Genomic DNA, 18676 nt, shown 5'->3' with positions numbered 1-18676 from the left:
CACCAGAAGAAGCTCCCTATGCACAATATAAAGATGGGTTTTATTTTAAGGGTGTCAAGGTGCGGGTTTGTTTTTTTTAAGAACCCGTAATTTCAAGCATTTATACTCACTATTTCCAGCAACTCAACAGACCACGAGCAAATCATCTTCGGCCTTTATTTTCAAACATACATTTAATAATTGTTTTTTAAGTTTTAAAAATTTCCCAATTTGGTATCTCATTTATTTGAATCTAAAAAAATTCTATATGCTTCTAACACTTCTTCCCTTTGGTATTCTTCGTATTCAACCTCTTTAGAGCGTATATCCTGATCTGCAACATAGTGATCTAAGACATGTCTTAGCTCTTCTTCATTTGGAAGAAAAGGACCTTTTGGTAGGGGCCACATATCCATTAAATCAAAAAGATCCGAGTTGTTTTTCAATACCTCATTTACAATTTCTTCTATTTTTTTTCTCTTTAGTTCTGTATCCATTTTAACCTCTAATATCAAAAACTAATCAAATAAACTTCTTGGATCAATTGAAATATGGCGTTTCATGTTTGGAGGCAAATGTAAATGCAGTCTATTTTGTCCATGTGTACCTTCATAGACACCATAGTCTAGTCTTCCAATATGCTTAGTCTTTTTATATCTGATACCACATATTCTGGTTCCTTGAGGTCCTCTGAATTTGAAATGAAAAATAGGGAATCTGTAAGTTTTCCGCAAGCCTTATATTGAACGTGCTTAGTTTTTTAATTTTGTTGATGATATAAATAACCGAATAGGACAACGGAGCAGACAGCTATATCCCAGCTTAAACACAATCACACAGGCAGTTGTTGTTTGGAAGGTCTTTAGAAGAGATATCTCCCTAACAATAGGCCTCCAGTAAGCGTGACGCGTTTTGCCCGCAGGGCAAATACTGGAAGAGCCCATGGATGGGCGTGCCTCTTGTTAGAGGGATATTTCTTCTAAAGACCTTCCAAACAACAACGCCGCCCGCGTAAAAAAAGCCCCCAAAGGAGGCTTTTAGATATTGTTTATTCTTTATCGTCCAATTTGTTTAATGACGAAAAAGCTTATTTAGTAGGAACAGCTCTTTCTCCATAGCCCGTGTACTCACTCAACGGTCTGATGATTCTGTTGTTTGCCGCTTGTTCCATAATATGGGCCGACCAGCCTGTGATACGGCTCATAACAAAAATAGGTGTGAACATTTCAATTTCAAAACCCATCATGTAGTAAGCAGGACCCGCAGGGAAATCCAAGTTAGGGTGAATATTCTTTTCTGCTACCATCACAGCTTCCAGTTCATTAGAAATTTCTAACCACTTTTCTGCACCTGTGAACTTCGCCATTAAAGTCATATACTTTTTCATGGTTGGAACTCTGGAGTCACCGTTTTTATAAACTCTGTGGCCAAAGCCCATCACTTTACGCTTTTCTTTTAAAGCTTGGTGCATCCACTCTTTAGCTTTTGTGGGCTCGCCCACTTCTTTTAAAAGATACATCACTTGTTCATTGGCTCCACCATGCAAAGGTCCTTTTAAAGCACCAATAGCACCCGTGACCGCACTGTAAAGATCAGAGGTTGTAGACGTGATCACACGAGCTGCAAACGTAGAAGCATTAAAGCTATGTTCAGCATAAAGAATCAAAGACACATCAAAAGCCTTCACAATTTCTTTAGCTGGCACTTCACCAAAACACATTTTAAAGAAGTTTTCAGAAATCGAAAGATCTTTTGCAGGTGGAATCAACTCTTTGCCTTGTTTGAATCTGTAACCATAAGCAATGATCGTAGGGATTTTAGCAAGAAGCGATAGAGCCTTGTCATAGTTAGTCTCTTTAGAGTCATCCCAAACTCTCTCATCTTCACAACCCAGTAAACTGACACCCGTTCTTACAAAATCCATAGGGTGGCACTTGGTGCTGATCTGTCTTAATGACTCCACAACATTTGCAGGTAACTCTCTGTAGCTTTTTTCTTTATCAGAAAATTCTTTTAACTGAGCCGCACTCGGCAGATCATCATTCCACAACAAATAAGCTACTTCTTCAAAGTTGCAGTTTTCAGCTAGGTCTTGAACCTTATAGCCTCTATACACTAAGGAGTTGATCTCTGGCATCACTTTAGAAATTGATGTCTTATCAACAACCACTCCCTCTAACCCTGGTTTTACGTTCATTGTACTCACGACACGTCTCCTTTTGTTTTTGTGCTTTTACACACGAAAGTTAAAAATATCTAAATCGAATTTATTGTAATCTTCGTATCTTAAAATTTCATACAAACGTTTGCGATGTTGCATTTGATCGACGATCTGTTCTTGGCTGCCCTTTTCATAGATATGGCGAAGTCCATCCTCAACGGCTTTCATCGCTAATCTCAATGTTGTTACAGGATAGATCACCATATTGTAGCCTAGATTTTCTAGAGTTTTAGTGTCCAGCAATTTAGACTTCCCAAACTCTGTCATATTCGCTAGCAAAGGCACATCTACAGCTTTTCTAAACGCTTCAAACTCGGCTTCATTTTGCAAGGCTTCTGGGAAGATCATGTCAGCACCTGCATCCACATAGGCCTTGGCTCTAGCGATGGCCTTCTCTAGTCCTTCACTGGCTCTGGCATCAGTTCTAGCCATAAGCACAAAGTTCGGATCTGTCTTCGCAAGAGACGCGGCTTTTACTTTTTTCACCATATCTTGAGTTTCAACGATAGATTTGTTGTCAAGATGACCACATCTTTTAGGGTTCACTTGATCCTCAATGTGACAACCACTGATTCCAAGGTCCGTCATTTCACGAATGGTTCTAGCGGCACTCATGGTTTCACCAAAGCCCGTGTCTATATCAATGATAGTGGGAAGATTAGTGGTTCTGCCAATCGCTCTGCCTCGAGCGCCAACTTCTGATAAAGTTGTCAGCCCAATATCAGGCAGACCTAAATCATTCGAAAGCACAGCCCCAGAAATGTACACCCCATCAAAACCAATCTGTTCTATCAACATGGAAACCAGCGGGGAAAATGCTCCTGGATAACGTAAAAGTTTTCCCGAAGCCAAATCGGCACGCAGTCTTTTTCTTTTATCAGCAGCGTTTACATTTAAGTCGATCAAAGTCACCTCGATTTTAAATTAAAAAATTCCTCGTTGATCACGTTCATTATTTAAAAGATCTTTTAAAGGAACTTCAATGTTCAGAAGTCCTAGCTGTCCTGCTTTAAGGTTCGGAAGGTCTTGTACAACTTCAATGAACCTCGCTGACTCAGCATCTGTAATGATTCCCGAAGTTAAGGTTTTAAATTTGTGAATATAGTTATCACGTTTAAAAGGGCGGTTTCCTGCAGGATGAGCATCTGCCACATACTTTTCATCTTCAAGGGTAGAGCCATCTTCGAATGTTATAACTACTTTAGCACCAAAAGCTTTTTTGTTGGGATCTGGATTGTGATAAAGCTCTGTCCACTTTGGATCTTCTACTGTGCTGATCTTATGCCAGAGTTTTACGGTCTCAGATCTGCCCGCTCTTTCAGGAGTGTAGCTGTCTACATGGTGCCAAGTGCCATCTTCTAAAGCCACAGCAAAGATGTACATGATACTGTGATCTAAAGTTTCTCGACTAGCTTTAGGGTCCATCTTTTGTGGGTCACCCGCACCTGTTCCAATCACATAGTGAGTGTGGTGGCTAGTGTGTAAAACAATACTTTTAATTGCAGAAAGATCTTTGATCTTTTTTCTCATATCAAAAGCCAAATCAATTAAAGCTTGAGATTGATATTCAGCGGAGTGCTCTTTAGTGTAAGTTTCAAGAATGGCTTTTTTGGCTTCGCCTTTTTCTGGAAGAGGAATGGTGTAGTTGGCATTTTTGCCGTCTAACATATAAGCCACCACACTGTCCTCACCCTCATAAATAGGCGATGGGCTATTTTCCCCTCTCATAGCACGGTCTACGGCTTCGATAGCCAGTTTACCAGCAAAAGCAGGCGCGTAAGCTTTCCAACTTGAAATCTCACCCTTTCTAGATTGACGAGTAGAAAAGCAAGTGTGCACCGCTTGCTGTACGGCTTGATAGATCCTTTCTGTTTGAAGACCCAACATGGTACCGATACCTGCCGCAGCCGAAGGACATAAGTGAGCAATGTGATCTTTTTTGTGCTTATGTAAGCAAATTCCCTTTACTAGGTTGACTTGGATTTCATAACCTGTTGCTAAACCGCGAATAAGGTCTTGGCCCGACTTACTCATTGTTTGTCCCACAGCCAGAATGGGAGGAATATTATCGCCAGGGTGGGAGTAGTCTGCTGCTAAGAATGTGTCGTGCATGTCTAACTCACGAACAGCAGTTCCGTTAGCCCATGCGGCCCACTCTGGAGAAAACGTCTGTTCACTAGGTAAACCAAAAACTTGTGCTCCTCCTTTGCGAGGATGAGATAGAGCTTGCGATCTGGCATTGGCTACAGGTCTTCTGTTAATCGCCGCAATCGCTACAGAAGCATTATCAATGATACGGTTGATGATCATCTCTTCAACGTCTTTATCAACAGCGACGGGATCAGATGCTAACTCGGCAAACTTCCAAGCCAACTGCTCTTCACGTGGTAAGTTTTCTTTTGACGGATAAACCCTAAGTGTATGATTTTTCATTAGTTTTGCTCCCCTAGTATTGGTTGGTATTTTGCTGATGAAAGTAGTCCAAACAGCCTTAAAAAACATCACGAAGGGGGTCAAAATTAGGGCTAAAATAAAAAAAACGGGGCCTTTCGGTCCCGTTTTTAAAGAATTCACATTTGTTTATCAGTTACGATTAACGACCCCAGCCGCCACCGTTAGGACGACCGCCACGGCCACCGCCGCCACCTGGGCGCCCACCGCCATCACGTCTTGGTGGACGATCCATAGCTTCGTTCACTCTTAAATTACGGCCTTGAAACTCTTGGCCATTCAAATCATTGATCGCGTTCTGCGCATCATCATTAGATGACATTTCTACGAATCCAAAGCCTTTTGAGCGACCAGATTCGCGGTCAGTGATGATCTTTACAGATACAACTTCACCTTTTGCTCCAAAAAGATCTCTTAGATCTTCTTCTTGAGTACCGAAAGCGATATTTCCAACATATATTTTAGTCATATATATTTCCTCTTCAATTATTGCGCCCATTGCGCAAGCTATAAGTTACTATAATTTAGGACACATTGAAGCAGGACTACATAAGGCCAAGATCAAGATTCATAAATTACAATTCTGTTTATCTAATAAGTATAAAAAATAGTCAAAGGGCTTTTACTTTTTGAAAAATTGTCCCAAAAATGCTTTGGCCATTAGGGGTTTTCATCTCGATTTTAACGGTATCCCCGTCTTTCATAAATGGGGTTTTAAACTCGCCTGTTTTGATCTTTTCAATCATTCGGACTTCCGCCAAACAACTGGACCCCGCAGATTCATCTTCATTGGACACCGTGCCACTGCCTATAATCGTTCCCGCCGCTAAATTTCTGGTCTTTGCCGCATGAGCAATCAACTGGCCGAAATGGAAGAACATCTCTTTGGCGTTGGCCTTACCGAAAAACTGGCCGTTATATTCCACGTCTAAAGGCAAGTGAATTCGGCCTTCTTTCCAGGCCTCCCCCAACTCGTCTTTGGTCACGGCGAATGGTCCAAAAGCCGACGAGGGTTTACTTTGATAAAAGCCAAAACCCATTTCTAATTCCGCAGGAATTAACCCACGCAACGAGACATCATTGATAGATACAAAAAGTACGATTTTATCCAGGGCATCTTCAGGAGAAATCCCCATGGGCACATCTTTAGTGATCACACCCACCTCCCCTTCAAAGTCGGTCCCATGGGAAAAGTCCACTTGCGGGATGTCTTCAGTAGGAGCTAAAAACGTATCACTTCCCCCTTGATACATTAAGGGTACGGTTTCTAGAGTGGGGGGCATAGGCGCATTTCTGGCCATTCTGACCAGTTTAATATGGTGAATAAAGGCTGACCCGTCTGCCCAGTGGTAAGCACGTGGAAGAGGGGAGTGAAAATCACTTTGGTTTAATTTTTCCCCCGCAATTTTTTTGCTATTTAGATCTGCAAAAATAGCCTCCAACTTGGGACTACACTCCTCCCAACGATCAAGGGCGTCTTGCATGGTCTTCGCAATCTGGGGAACTTTAACATAAGCCTCATTGTCACGACGAACTACAACCAACTCGCCGTCTCGAGTGTTATTTTTAAGTGTTCCTAACTTCATGATTCACCTCACCGTTTTCATCGACCCTACACCACGTGACTGGCTCCACACAATACAGCTTGAACGAACTCACACCACGTTGTTTGATCAACACAATGCTATCTGAGCCCGCGCTACGCCATCTATTTCATCAACCTTGCGCCACGCCTTTTTAATAGCCAAAAAAGTGCTATTTTTCAAAGGAAAAGGGGGAATTTGTGTCCTTACAGCTCTACAGTTACTTTCGCAGTTCTAGTGCCTTTCGTGTTCGCATTGCATTGAACATTAAAGGTCTAAACTATGAGTATTTGCCCATCCACCTCCTGAATAATGGTGGCGAACAAAATTCAACCGACTACAAAAAACTTAACCCTAAAGCTGAGGTGCCTTTACTTTTACATGACGGAAAAAGCATTTCCCAGTCTGTGGCCATCATCGAGTACCTTGACGAAGCGTTTCCCACCCCACCTCTTTTTCCTTCAGACCCTTATCTAAAAAGCCAAGTTCGAGCCGCTTGTGAAATTATCAATAGTGGCATCCAGCCTTTACAAAACTTACGAACTTTACAAAAACTCGAGTCCGATTTCGCCATTTCCGAGGAACAAAAAGTGAAATGGATCATAGATTGGATTCACATGGGATTTTATGCTTACGAACAACTGATTGCAAAACATGCGGGCCCTTATAGCTTTGGTGAGCAAGTTACAACCGCAGATTTATTTTTAGTTCCTCAGGTTTACACCGCTTTTAGATACAATATGACTCTTGAAAACTACCCCAAAATTGCAGAAGCATATAAAAACCTCAGCCAACTCGAAGCCGTAATCAAAGGTTCACCCTCACAACAGCCCGACACGCCTCCAGAACTGCGCTAGGTATAAAATTAAAACCCAATATCTTGAGGAGTTCACCCGAAAGTTTATTTTCTGACTGAATAATTTTTGAATTGAATACCTAAAGCGTTAAAAGTTTATAGACTCTGTCAAAGACAGGGGCACTGATGAAGGCGAGCATGCTGAAGTTGACGGAGAGAAAAAATCCTAACCATTTCTTTTCGCCATGTCTTACGAATTGGACAAAATAATATAGAACCATAATTACAAAAGGAAGTATCACTAAAAAGTGCACCCACCTAGCACCAATGGTGATGGGTGCTGTGATGGCCACCGCTAGATACGCAAACATATATAGACCAATATGATAAACTGTTCTTTCCACACCAATCTTTAATGGCAGAACAGGAAAGCCTCCCGCAAGATAATCATTTTTAAATTTGATGGCTAAAATCCAAAAGTGGGGCATCTGCCAGAGAAACACAATAAGGAATAAATAGATGTGCAAAGAATCCAAAAGATTGGTGTTCTGACAGGCAAACCCAATACTGACAGGCATGGCTCCAGGAATCGCACCAGGGACTGCACCAAAGGACCATCGTTTTTTCCAATATAGGGTGTACAGACCGTTATATAAAACCACTGTGAGCACCCCAAGCAGCGCAGGCATCCATCCGTGTATAAATAAAATCAATGTTCCAACCACACAGAAGACAATCCCCAAAACATAAGCTTGCCAAGGTTGAATAAGACCTGAAGGGATGGGTCTTGTTTCTGTTCTTTTCATCTTTTTATCAATGGTCCACTCTTGAGCTTGATTGAACGCCAAGCTCCCTGAGCTTAAAAGATAAAGACCGATGATAAATGTGGTGATGTCTTCAAAGACAAAGGGAGCCCCGTACGGACTCCCTAACGCATAACCTATTACGCCACATACAAGTACGAAAATAGTTATGCCTGACTTTGTAAGGTCTAAATAAGCTTTGAACATATTATAGTGGGCTGGTCTCCAGCACTCTGGTGTCAAAATCAAATATCGAGAAGCCAAATAATAACAACAAGAAGGCTACAGCAGTAATAAGAATGACCGTATAAAGCTTATTGTCATGCTTTAAGTTCATAAAGTACATTCCCACCAAAGTTGCCTTAATCGTTGCCACAAACATGGCGATGAACCCGTTTAAAACTCCAAAGTGAAATTGAGCAATCCAAACCGTGATGATTGTAAGTACGATAAGGGCTCCAAAAACCTTCAAATAAAGTTCAAAAGGTTGAACGTGATGAGCACCATGGTGACTATTTTGATTATGCTCTGACATACTTTTCCTCTTTTCTTAAAAATCCAATATGTTTGTACCGATGCCCTATTAAACCAAGTATAGCAACGGGAATAAATAAATCCAAACCAAGTCCACTAAGTGCCAAAACAAAGCTACACACTCTACGGGTGTGTAGTAGTTAGAATTAAATTCATTTCTACGTGCTCTAATTAGAACCCATGTGATCAATCCCATCCCGATCAATACGTGAATGCCGTGCAAGCCCGTCATCGAAAAATAAAGAGAAAAATATAAGGCCAAATTATCTACTACAGTCTCGTGCGCAAAAAACTTGCCTGGGAATAAGTGATCGTGAAACTTATGCGTGTACTCAATATATTTAATTCCCATAAAGCCCGCGGCACAAAAGAGCGTTATCCACAGGTTTAGCACCGCCGCCTTTGTGTTGTTCTTTTGTAAGAAATGAACCGACAGCGCAATGGTTAAAGAGCTGAACAATAGAAGCACCGTGTTTACCGCACCATATTTCCAATTTAGAAACTTAGAGCCTTCTTCAAAAATTTCAGGATATCTAGCTGAAAACATGGCGTACAGTACAAACAGACCGCCAAACATTAAGATTTCAGTGCAAAGAAATAACCATATCCCGAATTTGCTGGCTTCAAACTCAGCATCTGCATTTTCAAAGTGATGTGCAAATTCGCCCTTAGTGCGATTCACTGCTGTACTCATACGGCCCTCCTGTTACAACTGGTGTTTCATAGAAATTTTCGTGCGGCGGCGGAGACGTAGTCTGCCACTCTAAAGTCTTAGCACCCCAAGGATTATCTCCAGCAGGAGGTCCACTGCGGATACATTTAATCACAACATAAAGAGAGATCAAAAATCCAATACCAATCAACCACGATCCTACTGTTGAGATCACGTTTAAGCTTGTGAACTCAGGCAGGTAAGTGTAGTAGCGACGAGGCATACCCATTGCGCCTAAGATGAATTGAGGGAAGAAGGTCACGTTAAAGCCCATAAAAATAAACACAAAAGTCACTTGAGCTAAAAACTGATCGTACATCTTACCAAACATCTTTGGCATCCAATAATATAAAGCCGCCATCATGGACATCAAAGTTCCTCCTACCATCACATAGTGAAAGTGAGCCACGATGAAGTAGGTGTCATGAAAGTGAACGTTGACAGGCAATGTGGCCAACATGATTCCTGTCACACCACCAATGGTGAATAGGAAAATAAATCCTAACGCAAATAGCATTGGAGCTTTAAAATCAATAGAGCCTTTGTATAAAGTGGCCACCCAGTTAAACACTTTAATCGCAGTAGGAACCCCTACGAGCATAGTGATTAACGAGAACAACCAACTTGCCCATGAAGACTGACCACTGACAAACATGTGATGTCCCCAAACAAAGAAACTCACTGCCGCAATACCCACTGAAGAGAACGCAATGGCCTTGTAACCAAAGATCTGTTTGCGCGCAAAACATGTGATCACTTCACTGATCACACCCATTGCAGGGATCACCATGATGTACACAGCAGGATGTGAATAGAACCAGAAAAAGTGTTGGAACAATACGGGGTCACCACCTAGTGCAGGGTCAAAGAAACCCACACCTAAAGTTCTTTCTAGAATCAGAAGTAAAAGTGTGATCCCCAATACAGGTGTCGCAATGATTTGAATGATCGCTGTAGAGTACAAAGCCCATACCATCAAAGGCATGTTGAAAAAGGTCATACCCTTCGTGCGAAGTCGATGGGTTGTCGCAATGAAATTCAAACCTGTCAGAATGGATGAGAACCCGATTATGAACGCACCAGCAACTAACAAGGTAGTTCCTGCAGCCGACTTGCTTACGCTATAAGGAGTATAGAATGTCCAACCTGTATCAGCGCCCCCCACCAGCAACGAAGTGAAGGCTACGGCCGCGCCCACAATCAGACAGTACCAACTCAATAAGTTGACTCTGGGAAAGGCTACGTCCTTGGCTCCTAAGTGTAGAGGCAAAACGAAGTTCCCAACAAAAGCGGGAATCCCTGGAATGATCACCATAAATGTCATGATAGAGCCATGATACGTCATAAATTGGTTGTACGTATCAGCCGTCACAAATAAAGCCCCAGGGTTAATCAACTCTAACCTTAACAGTAATGCAAAAACACCACCTAAAAAGAAGAAAGCAAATACCGCCACAAAGTACAGTATGGAAATACGCTTATGATCTAATGATGTTAACCAAGACCAGAGGCCCTTTTCATGATTTAAATAATTCAAACCTGATGTAGAATTAGCCATTATCTACTCTCCTTAATTTGTTTCGCTAGCACGAGTTTTAAAGTACTCAATGATAGCTTGAATCTGTTCGTCGTCTAAGTTTTGTACGTTCATTTGATCAGCATAACCTTTTACAATTTTTTTAGATGGGAACAGCATGGATTCACGAATATAATTTTCATCCGCAACGGCTGTTGTACCGTCAGTAAACTCACGCTGACTGCCCCATAGGCCCGCAAAGCCAGGACCGATCTTTCTTTGGTCGTCCATACTATGACAGGCTACACAAGTACCCTCTTCAACCAAAATTCGTCCTCTTTCTGCCAAAGGTAAATCCTTAACTTTGCTCTTTTCTAAAAGCCATTGTTCAAATTCATCTGCAGGTAAAACTTTTAATACGGCAAGCATTTCAGAGTGACTTGTTCCACAAAACTCAGCACAAAAAACGCGATAGTCACCTGGATTTTTTGCATCAAACCACAAAGAGGTGTAAGCCCCTGGGATCACGTCTTGCTTAATACGAAATGCAGGAACATAGAAACTGTGCAGCACATCTGTGGAGGTCATAACTAGTTTTACAGGTCGACCGACAGGCACAGCAAACTCTGTGTTAGTTCTTACACCACTTTTATAATCAAACTGCCAACCCCATTGATAACCTGTAACTTGAATTTCAAACGCGCCTTCTGGAGCTTCACGCATATCTTTGTGAATCAAAAAGCCCCACACAAACACAAACATAAAAATCAAAAACGGAATGAAACTCCAAGAAAACTCTAACATGTTGTTATGAGTGATGTTGGGTGTAGCATCGTTTTCTGTTCTACGTTTGTACTTTACAGCAAAATACATCATTCCGCCGATAAGCATAAGAAATGATATTAAACTTGCTACAAGTAGAAACCCATAGAGACTATCTACCTTCTGTGCGATTTCAGTTCCTTGAAATGGCATGTAGCTGCTGGCGTGAGCTGAATTGATCAAAAAACTCAACATGCGTGATTCTCCTTAACTCTTTCTCTTAAGCGATTGATACAAATTAGGACCTAAAAATATAAGTAATAGTAAAACCGTAAACACCGCTCCTGCTCTCATAAAGTTGTAAGCATAGACCGTGTACTTGTTTCTCTTTGGATCGAACTGGAAGCACATCAATGACATTTTATCCACAAAGGTGCCGATCTTCCCTTTTGCTGCATCCACTAATGTCAGCTGAATTGTTTGAGGGATAAATTCAATTCCTGGTAGTATCTGCGCAATAGTTCCATCAGAAGTGACTGTATAAATAGCGGCTTCGTGAGCAAATTGTTTGCTCTCAGGGTCCCATCTGTAAGCGAAACCTAATTGCTCAGTCAGCGCCTTGACGTTGGCTTCGGAACCCGTAAGAAACTTCCATCCATTTTCCAACTGTTCTCTTTTTGTAGAAGCCTCTTTGGATTCTTGCTCAAGGTAGAGTTTTTTCTTATCCAAAGCCTGCTCGGGAGTTTCCTCGGTGTCCATGCTCACGGTCAGCCAACGATATTCAGTGTTGGGCTGTAGTTTCACTTTGTCTAAAGCAGCTACCACGCCGTTCATGTGAAAGTTACAAAGATTAGGGCATCTGTAATAAACCAGAGACAGCAACACAGGAAGATCACCATTAAAGTAATCTTTAAGCGGGGCCGTGTTGCCGTGTTCGTCAGCAAACTCTAGATTAAGATCAATTTGTGAGCCTAGTTTATCAGGATTTAGGCCTACATTTTCTAGTTTTTTTCTTTCTCTTGCGACGTCTACTTCCGTAGGATTTTTGGTGTCATAAGCCTGAGCAAATAACGGAAATGCACACAGAACCCAAAGTATGGCAAAAAGGCCGAACTGAAAATGACGTCCGTCCTTTTTGAAATCCATAATGACTGTCTTCTGTGTAAACATTTTTCTCTTCTTTTATGTGAAGTCCTTTTGGTGGACTACATATTTGCCTTACCAAAGCTTTCTAACTCTGCTGAATCATCGGCCGCTTTATTGTTTGTAATAGATCGAATGAAGTGCACCAAGGCCCATCTTTCATTTGCAGGCAGGTGGCCAAAGGGAGCCATAATCCCAGGAACCGATGGGTCTCTTTCTAAACCTTTGGTGATAGTCTCAAATAAATGGATGGATGTGCCGCCTTTTTTCCATTTGCCTTCTACTAGGTTTCTAGCACCCATAGCTGCGATACCTGTCCCATCCGCAGCATGGCAAACGGCACAGTTTACATCGTAAGATTTTTTGCCCGCAGCAATCATATTGTCTGAAGATAGCCAAGGCTCTTCGGCCGTAGCCAAATCAAATTTTGTACTTGCTGCATCTGGGTTGTAGTCTTTAACAATATTGTGGTCTACGCCTCTTACGCCTGGATGAAGGAAACTCAGATAAAAGAAAAATAACAACGAGGCAACCATACTGCCGAGAAACATATAATACCCTGAACGATTGTAGGGGTCTTGAGTGGACATTCGCAGTCTCCTTAAAATTTGGTATAGTTTTGTAATTACCCCTCACAATGGAATAAATCAACTGAATGATCAATTAATTTTCACCTTCAAAATGGATTAAGTTCGCTTAATATCTGTGCAATTTTTGAGATTTTCATCTTACTACAACTCGAATTTCTGTGAAAAAATCTAGGCCGCAAATGATTTGGCGAACTCTAAAATCCCTGATAACGTAAGACTATGAAGAACTTAGGTTTCATACTTGGTTTGAGCTTCCTTGCACTGTTGACCAGTTGCGCAAGCCTACATGACCGTCTCGTGAGTGCCCCACTGGGATTGTCCACCTCTGAAGTGGTGCAACGATTTGGGTCACCTGATGAAACCATTGATGATGTTAATTTCACACACTGGGTGTATCGTACAGAAACCAAACATCCTCACAGCCGCACCCCACGCAAATGGTTGGTGAAATACTCTTTTCAACATGGGACTTTGGTCGAGATTTCTCCAGAAATGGTTCCTCACCCTGATGAGATCCGTCAGATCGAAGAGCAGGCCAAAGAAAGACTGAAGCAGTCTGATCCTAATCAGCAAAATAAAGACGGCAACTTTAAATCTCTTTAGGTGGGTTACCCACAAAAACATGCTGTCGGTAACCCAACATCCTCACCCACGTAAATGGTTGGTGAAGCGCTTTCAGTATGGAACTTCAATCAGGATTCCTCCCGTCAGACACAGGTACTCTCTACCGAACACTACCTATTACTTCACTTTTTATTTTATGATTCAGACTCATATCCTGAGTCATACTCTTCGCCGTCTTGGACCTCTTCAATATCCACGCTCTCTTCATCATCGTAGCTCTCGATCAAATCATCAAAGCTATCATTGTCTTCGACAATAGGTTCTTCTCCGATCTCACCTTCTAATGAATCTTCTGTAAGCGCCATTCCTGTATCTTCGTAACCCAAGTCTTGAGCTTCTTTCAGTTTCCAATCCAGTTCGCAATTAAGATGCGCCAAACTCTGAATGATGATCGCCGCTTTAACCGCAGGGATTTGAAAGAGTTGTAATTGTCCTGCAACAATCTTTTTGGATAAATTCTCTTCTTCTAATCGAAGTTTAGAGTTGCTTAATGTTTCTAAGATTTCTGTTCTTATATCTTTAGAATCAATTCCTGAAATTGTAATATCAAAAAAGTAAGCGGAGGCCTGAAAAGGTTCAGAATCCATCCCTCCAAAAACTTCAATCTCATTTAGAAAATCATCCACGCTCATAGGGGATGGTGTTCCTGTGTCCAACGCATCATCGTCTTCACTCCCACCACCCGATGACGATGTCATCGCTTCAAGATCTTGCACTTCGTTATCTTCTCCGAAATCTTCAGTCGCGCTCTCGTCGGTCTCTGCCGTTCCACTCTCATCCGCCAAAAGCTCATCTTCTAGAGAGTCCTCTTCGTAATTTTCGTAAGCGTTCGCCTCATCATCAGAATACGTGTCTTCCTGTAGAGAGACACCTTGAGGGTCGGTTACCTCTTCGGTGTCGTCGGCTTCAAGACTCTCTGCTGAGTAAGCTTCCTCTACAAGACCCTCTAGAGACTCTTCTGTCGCAGCGATCCCACCATCCCAAGGTTCTTCTTCCGTGGTGGTTTCGTCAATTTGCCAAGATTCTTCTATTGATGAATCTTCTATGGTTCCTGTGGCCCCATCGTATTGCGATGAAAGACCTAGGCCATCGGTCACTTCTTCTGCAATTGAAGAGGTATCAAAGTTTTGTAAGTCTTCATTTTGCAAAATGGCATTGCCATCTAAATCCACAAAGCACACTACCCCACAGCCTGGGCAATTCACCAAGCCAAAATCATCTCCAATTTCAGTCTGACATGAAGGACAGTGGGCCACTTTGCTCCTTTAAATGATTAAAGTTTTAATTTTTTCTTTTTTTTCTTTTCAGACTGTCGTCTTTGTTTGCGATTCAAATCCTGCGCACTGGGGCCACGATTCATTTGTAAGTTCTGATGATTTTGAGTCATTCCCATGAGTTGTTGGCTTTGTGTGCTGTCAAAAGCAGAAACCCCATCCTCTGAACCAGAGTAATCAAGGTTCTCATCTTCAAACTCGCGTCGACTCGCCTCCACTTCTTCAGGAGTGAGCACCTGTACTCGTAACACTCTTTCCACTGTAGTATTTTTGATTTCAGCTAAGACACTTTCAAAAGCTTTAAAGGCCTCTTTTTTATATTCCGCCACAGGGTCTTTCTGTCCATAAGCGCGCAGATGTATCCCTTCACGAATTTTATCAATATTTTTTAAGTGATCTTTCCATAAAGTATCAATCGCCTCTAGGTAAACCATTCTGACAACTTGATCAAAAATGCTCGCAAGTCTTGTCTTTTGCGAATCAAATACCTCTTTAACTGCGGCACTGACTGTATTTGTGATGTCTTGGGCAGGGATATTTTGCAAATCTGCGGCCGTGTAATTTACACCAATACGGTTCAAAGCTGAGGCCATGCTTTCTAAATCCCAATCTGACAATTTTGCATCTTCAGGAGCATACCTATCTAAAATATCTGAGGTCACATCCCCCATAACGTCTAAAACTGAACGTTCAATGTTTTCGCCTTGAAGCACTTCTCGACGTAAACCATAAATGATTGTTCGTTGTTGGTTCATCACATCATCAAACTCAATCAGACTCTTACGAATCTCAAAGTTGTGACCTTCCACTTTCTTCTGTGCACCTTCAATAGAACGGTTCACCATGCGTGCTTCAATAGGTTCATCTTCAGGGAAATTAAATCTTTCCATGATCCTTTTCATCGTGTCGCCATTAAAGATACGCAAAAGATCGTCATCTAAACTGAGATAAAATTTGGACTCCCCTGGGTCCCCTTGACGTCCAGCACGACCTCGCAACTGGTTGTCCACACGTCTTGCTTCATGGCGTTCAGTACCAATGATGTACAAACCGCCCGCCTCTAAAACTTTTTTCTTTTCTTCTTCGCATTGGGCTTTAAAGCGTCTAAGAGCTTCTTTGTACTCTTCGGTCGTCTCATCTGCATTGATTCTTCTGGCCATAAATTCTGAGTTTCCCCCCAGAACAATATCCGTCCCTCTTCCCGCCATGTTGGTGGCAATGGTCACGGCAGCCAGTCGACCCGCTTGCGCTACGATTTCTGCTTCATGTTCGTGGTGCTTAGCATTTAAGACACTATGTTTAACATTGTACTTCTGTAGCATCGAACTGAGTCGCTCAGATTTTTCAATGCTCACTGTACCCACAAGAATAGGTTGGCCTTTTGCAGCTCGTGATTTGATGTCTTCAACGATAGCGCGATATTTCGCCGCTTCGTTTTTATAGATCACATCGTTTAAGTCTTTTCTTGCAATAGGTTTGTTTGTGGGAATCACCACAACGTCTAAATTATAAATCTTTTTAAACTCCATGGCTTCAGTTTCTGCAGTTCCTGTCATACCAGAAAGTTTATTGTACATTCTAAAAAAGTTTTGGAAGGTGATCGTTGCTAGAGTTTGGTTTTCACTTTTTACCGTTACGCCCTCTTTGGCCTCAACAGCTTGATGTAAGCCATCGCTCCAACGTCGACCAGGCATCAATCGACCTGTAAATTCATCCACGATCACAATCTCATCATCCACAATCATATAATCCACATCTCTTTTAAAAAGATGGTGAGCTTTTAAGCCTTGGTAAATGTGATGCATCATCCAGATGTTTTGAATGTCATAAATGTTATCCACGCCCAAAAGCTCTTCGACTTTGGCGTTTCCGTCTTCAGTCAATGACACTTGTTTAGACTTTTCTTCCATTGTGAAGTGTACATCTAACTGGAGCTTCGGGATGATCTTGTTGATCTCGTAATACTTATCTACAGAGTCCTCTGAGGGTCCTGAAATGATCAATGGCGTTCTCGCCTCATCAATCAAGATCGAGTCACATTCATCGACAATGGCGTAGTTGAGTTCCCTCTGTACAAAACGCTCGGCACTGAACTTCATGTTGTCGCGCAAATAATCAAAACCAAATTCGTTGTTAGTTCCGTATACGATATCGCAATTGTAGGATTCTTTACGTTGTTGATCGCTGAGGTTATGCACAATGATGCCTACCGAAAGTCCCATCCATTTGTACAACTGTCCCATCCACTCTGAGTCTCTGGTAGCCAAGTAGTCGTTCACTGTCACAACGTGCACGCCTTTACCAGAAAGAGCATTCAAATATACAGGTAAGGTCGCAACCAAGGTTTTGCCTTCCCCTGTTCGCATCTCAGCCACGGCGCCACGATGCAAGGTCATCCCCCCAATGAGCTGCACATCGTAGTGTCTCATACCCAAAACTCTTTTTGCGGCCTCTCTTAAGGTCGCAAAAGCTTCGATGAGGATGTCATCTAAGGTCTCCCCTTTTGCCAATCTGTCTTTAAAAATCTGTGTCTGATTTTGCAGTTCAGAATCGGTGAGTTTTTCCATTTGGGGTTCAAGAGCGTTTATTTTTTGAACAAAGGGCTGAAGCCTTTTCATTTCTCTATCGTGGGATGTACCAAAAATTTTTGCTAATAAATTTGCCATTCTGGGAGTTTAACAAAAAGCGACCCCCAAGGCATCAATTTTACAGCAAGAGTTTATCTTGGCGTCAATTGCTGTCTGAAGACCTCATAGCCTGCAATGGCCACACTATTAGCGAGGTTCAAACTCCGAGTCATCCCTAACATCGGGATGCGCACTTTATGCTCGGGGTTGAGATCCATGATCGAGTCTGGCAGACCACACGTCTCACGACCAAACACCAAATAGTCCCCCTGTTGATATTGAGGTTCAAAATACAACTTTTTAGTTTTTGTCGTCAGGAAATACAGCCGCTGAGGGTCTTTACCTTCTGCAAAGTGCTCCCAAGATTCATAGACCGATTTGTTGAGATGGGGCCAGTAGTCCAAACCCGCTCTTTTAAGTTGCTTATCAGATATATCAAAACCCAAAGGTTTAATCAGGTGCAGGTGGGCTTCCAGAGCCAAACACGTTCGGCCAATATTGCCCGTATTATTGGGAATCTCTGGCTGCCAAAGCACTATGTGAAGTCGCGGGACGGTCTCTATCATGGGCGCATTGATACCATTGTTTTTTTTTGATTGTTTTTGCGTTGCATTATTTTCTGTGGCCCATTATATGCTTATAACATAACTAAACCCACACCCGTCTGTAACGAGGGTCAACTGAAGGATACCAAAACACTTCATGAAAAAGATTGAAGCGATAATCAAACCCTTTAAATTAGACGAGGTGATTGATGCTCTGACAGAAATCGGGATCACTAGTATTTCTGTCTCTGAGATCCGCGGGTTTGGAAATCAAAAAGCCAATGCTGAAGTCTTTCAAGGTTCTGAATACGTTGTGGATTTTTTACCAAAAATTAAAATTGAAGTGATCATCAACGATGCCCTTACTGAGCCCACAATAGATGCTATCAAGCAGTCTGCCTTCACTGGTAAACTTGGTGATGGGAAGATTTTTGTCTACAACGTAGAACGCGCTGTTCGTATTCGCACAGGTGAGCAAGATGAAGAAGCTTTGTAGTTTCTCATTGATCTTTGGTT

At 42.0% G+C, this 18676-nt stretch carries 19 protein-coding genes; 3 read left to right on the top strand and 16 right to left on the bottom strand.

Going from position 1 to position 18676, the window contains the following annotated elements:
* Nucleotides 1–218: 218 nt before the first annotated feature.
* From M9899_02130 to M9899_02105, 6 genes are all read right to left on the bottom strand, one after another.
* A complete protein-coding gene (locus M9899_02130; protein MCO5112952.1) occupies nucleotides 219–476 on the bottom strand; it encodes a hypothetical protein in 258 nt (85 codons plus the stop codon).
* Nucleotides 477–1066: 590 nt separating this feature from the next.
* Nucleotides 1067–2176 carry a bifunctional 2-methylcitrate synthase/citrate synthase gene (locus M9899_02125; GenBank protein ID MCO5112951.1) on the bottom strand — a complete coding sequence of 370 codons (1110 nt, stop codon included), beginning with the start codon at nucleotides 2174–2176 and terminating at the stop codon, nucleotides 1067–1069.
* Between the two features lie 36 nt (nucleotides 2177–2212).
* Nucleotides 2213–3106 carry a methylisocitrate lyase gene (gene prpB / locus M9899_02120; GenBank protein MCO5112950.1) on the bottom strand — a complete coding sequence of 298 codons (894 nt, stop codon included), beginning with the start codon at nucleotides 3104–3106 and terminating at the stop codon, nucleotides 2213–2215.
* 18 nt (nucleotides 3107–3124) lie between these two features.
* On the bottom strand, nucleotides 3125–4633 hold the full coding sequence (locus M9899_02115) for an MmgE/PrpD family protein (protein MCO5112949.1): 1509 nt from the start codon (nucleotides 4631–4633) through the stop codon (nucleotides 3125–3127).
* A 160-nt stretch (nucleotides 4634–4793) separates the two neighbouring features.
* Nucleotides 4794–5120 (bottom strand): RNA-binding protein, encoded by a 327-nt coding sequence (locus tag M9899_02110; protein ID MCO5112948.1) that lies wholly within the window; start codon nucleotides 5118–5120, stop codon nucleotides 4794–4796.
* Between the two features lie 142 nt (nucleotides 5121–5262).
* Nucleotides 5263–6237 carry a fumarylacetoacetate hydrolase family protein gene (locus M9899_02105; protein MCO5112947.1) on the bottom strand — a complete coding sequence of 325 codons (975 nt, stop codon included), beginning with the start codon at nucleotides 6235–6237 and terminating at the stop codon, nucleotides 5263–5265.
* 197 nt (nucleotides 6238–6434) lie between these two features.
* On the opposite strand from M9899_02105, the gene maiA reads away from it, so the two are divergent.
* On the top strand, nucleotides 6435–7091 hold the full coding sequence (gene maiA, locus M9899_02100; GenBank protein ID MCO5112946.1) for a maleylacetoacetate isomerase: 657 nt from the start codon (nucleotides 6435–6437) through the stop codon (nucleotides 7089–7091).
* A gap of 79 nt (nucleotides 7092–7170) precedes the next feature.
* Here maiA and M9899_02095 read toward each other — a convergent pair whose 3' ends face one another.
* From M9899_02095 to M9899_02065, 7 genes are read right to left on the bottom strand one after another with little or no spacing between them, the layout of a single operon-like run.
* Entirely contained in the window at nucleotides 7171–8040 is an 870-nt protein-coding gene (locus M9899_02095) for a protoheme IX farnesyltransferase (GenBank protein ID MCO5112945.1), read from the bottom strand.
* A gap of 1 nt (nucleotide 8041) precedes the next feature.
* Nucleotides 8042–8368, bottom strand: a complete 327-nt coding sequence (locus M9899_02090) for a cytochrome C oxidase subunit IV family protein (protein ID MCO5112944.1) — start codon at nucleotides 8366–8368, stop codon at nucleotides 8042–8044.
* 48 nt (nucleotides 8369–8416) lie between these two features.
* Nucleotides 8417–9061, bottom strand: coding sequence for a cytochrome c oxidase subunit 3 family protein (locus M9899_02085; GenBank protein MCO5112943.1), 645 nt, complete (start codon nucleotides 9059–9061; stop codon nucleotides 8417–8419).
* Nucleotides 9036–10637 carry a cytochrome c oxidase subunit I gene (ctaD, locus tag M9899_02080; protein MCO5112942.1) on the bottom strand — a complete coding sequence of 534 codons (1602 nt, stop codon included), beginning with the start codon at nucleotides 10635–10637 and terminating at the stop codon, nucleotides 9036–9038. The genes M9899_02085 and ctaD overlap by 26 nt, the downstream gene beginning before the upstream one ends.
* 12 nt (nucleotides 10638–10649) lie before the next feature.
* Nucleotides 10650–11612 carry a cytochrome c oxidase subunit II gene (coxB, locus tag M9899_02075; protein ID MCO5112941.1) on the bottom strand — a complete coding sequence of 321 codons (963 nt, stop codon included), beginning with the start codon at nucleotides 11610–11612 and terminating at the stop codon, nucleotides 10650–10652.
* Nucleotides 11613–11624: 12 nt separating this feature from the next.
* The gene (locus M9899_02070; protein ID MCO5112940.1) at nucleotides 11625–12527 is read right to left on the bottom strand and encodes an SCO family protein; all 903 of its coding nucleotides are present in this window, start codon (nucleotides 12525–12527) and stop codon (nucleotides 11625–11627) included.
* 35 nt (nucleotides 12528–12562) lie between these two features.
* Nucleotides 12563–13090: a c-type cytochrome gene (locus tag M9899_02065; protein MCO5112939.1), complete on the bottom strand. Its 528-nt coding sequence runs from the start codon at nucleotides 13088–13090 to the stop codon at nucleotides 12563–12565.
* A 219-nt stretch (nucleotides 13091–13309) separates the two neighbouring features.
* On the opposite strand from M9899_02065, the gene M9899_02060 reads away from it, so the two are divergent.
* Nucleotides 13310–13693, top strand: coding sequence for a hypothetical protein (locus M9899_02060; protein MCO5112938.1), 384 nt, complete (start codon nucleotides 13310–13312; stop codon nucleotides 13691–13693).
* Between the two features lie 155 nt (nucleotides 13694–13848).
* Here the strand turns inward: M9899_02060 and M9899_02055 are convergent, their stop codons facing one another.
* The 3 genes from M9899_02055 to M9899_02045 are packed head-to-tail and all read right to left on the bottom strand — an operon-like array spanning nucleotide 13849 to nucleotide 18181.
* A complete protein-coding gene (locus M9899_02055) occupies nucleotides 13849–14970 on the bottom strand; it encodes a hypothetical protein (GenBank protein ID MCO5112937.1) in 1122 nt (373 codons plus the stop codon).
* A gap of 17 nt (nucleotides 14971–14987) precedes the next feature.
* Nucleotides 14988–17654, bottom strand: coding sequence for a preprotein translocase subunit SecA (secA, locus tag M9899_02050; GenBank protein ID MCO5112936.1), 2667 nt, complete (start codon nucleotides 17652–17654; stop codon nucleotides 14988–14990).
* A gap of 53 nt (nucleotides 17655–17707) precedes the next feature.
* On the bottom strand, nucleotides 17708–18181 hold the full coding sequence (locus M9899_02045) for a tRNA (cytidine(34)-2'-O)-methyltransferase (protein MCO5112935.1): 474 nt from the start codon (nucleotides 18179–18181) through the stop codon (nucleotides 17708–17710).
* 136 nt (nucleotides 18182–18317) lie between these two features.
* On the opposite strand from M9899_02045, the gene M9899_02040 reads away from it, so the two are divergent.
* Nucleotides 18318–18656 carry a P-II family nitrogen regulator gene (locus M9899_02040; protein MCO5112934.1) on the top strand — a complete coding sequence of 113 codons (339 nt, stop codon included), beginning with the start codon at nucleotides 18318–18320 and terminating at the stop codon, nucleotides 18654–18656.
* The last annotated feature ends 20 nt before the right edge of the window (nucleotides 18657–18676 follow it).

It is taken from the genome of Pseudobdellovibrionaceae bacterium (genome assembly GCA_023954155.1).
Taxonomy (GTDB): domain Bacteria; phylum Bdellovibrionota; class Bdellovibrionia; order Bdellovibrionales; family UBA1609; genus JAMLIO01.
This window is presented reverse-complemented; position numbering and strand designations above follow the sequence as displayed.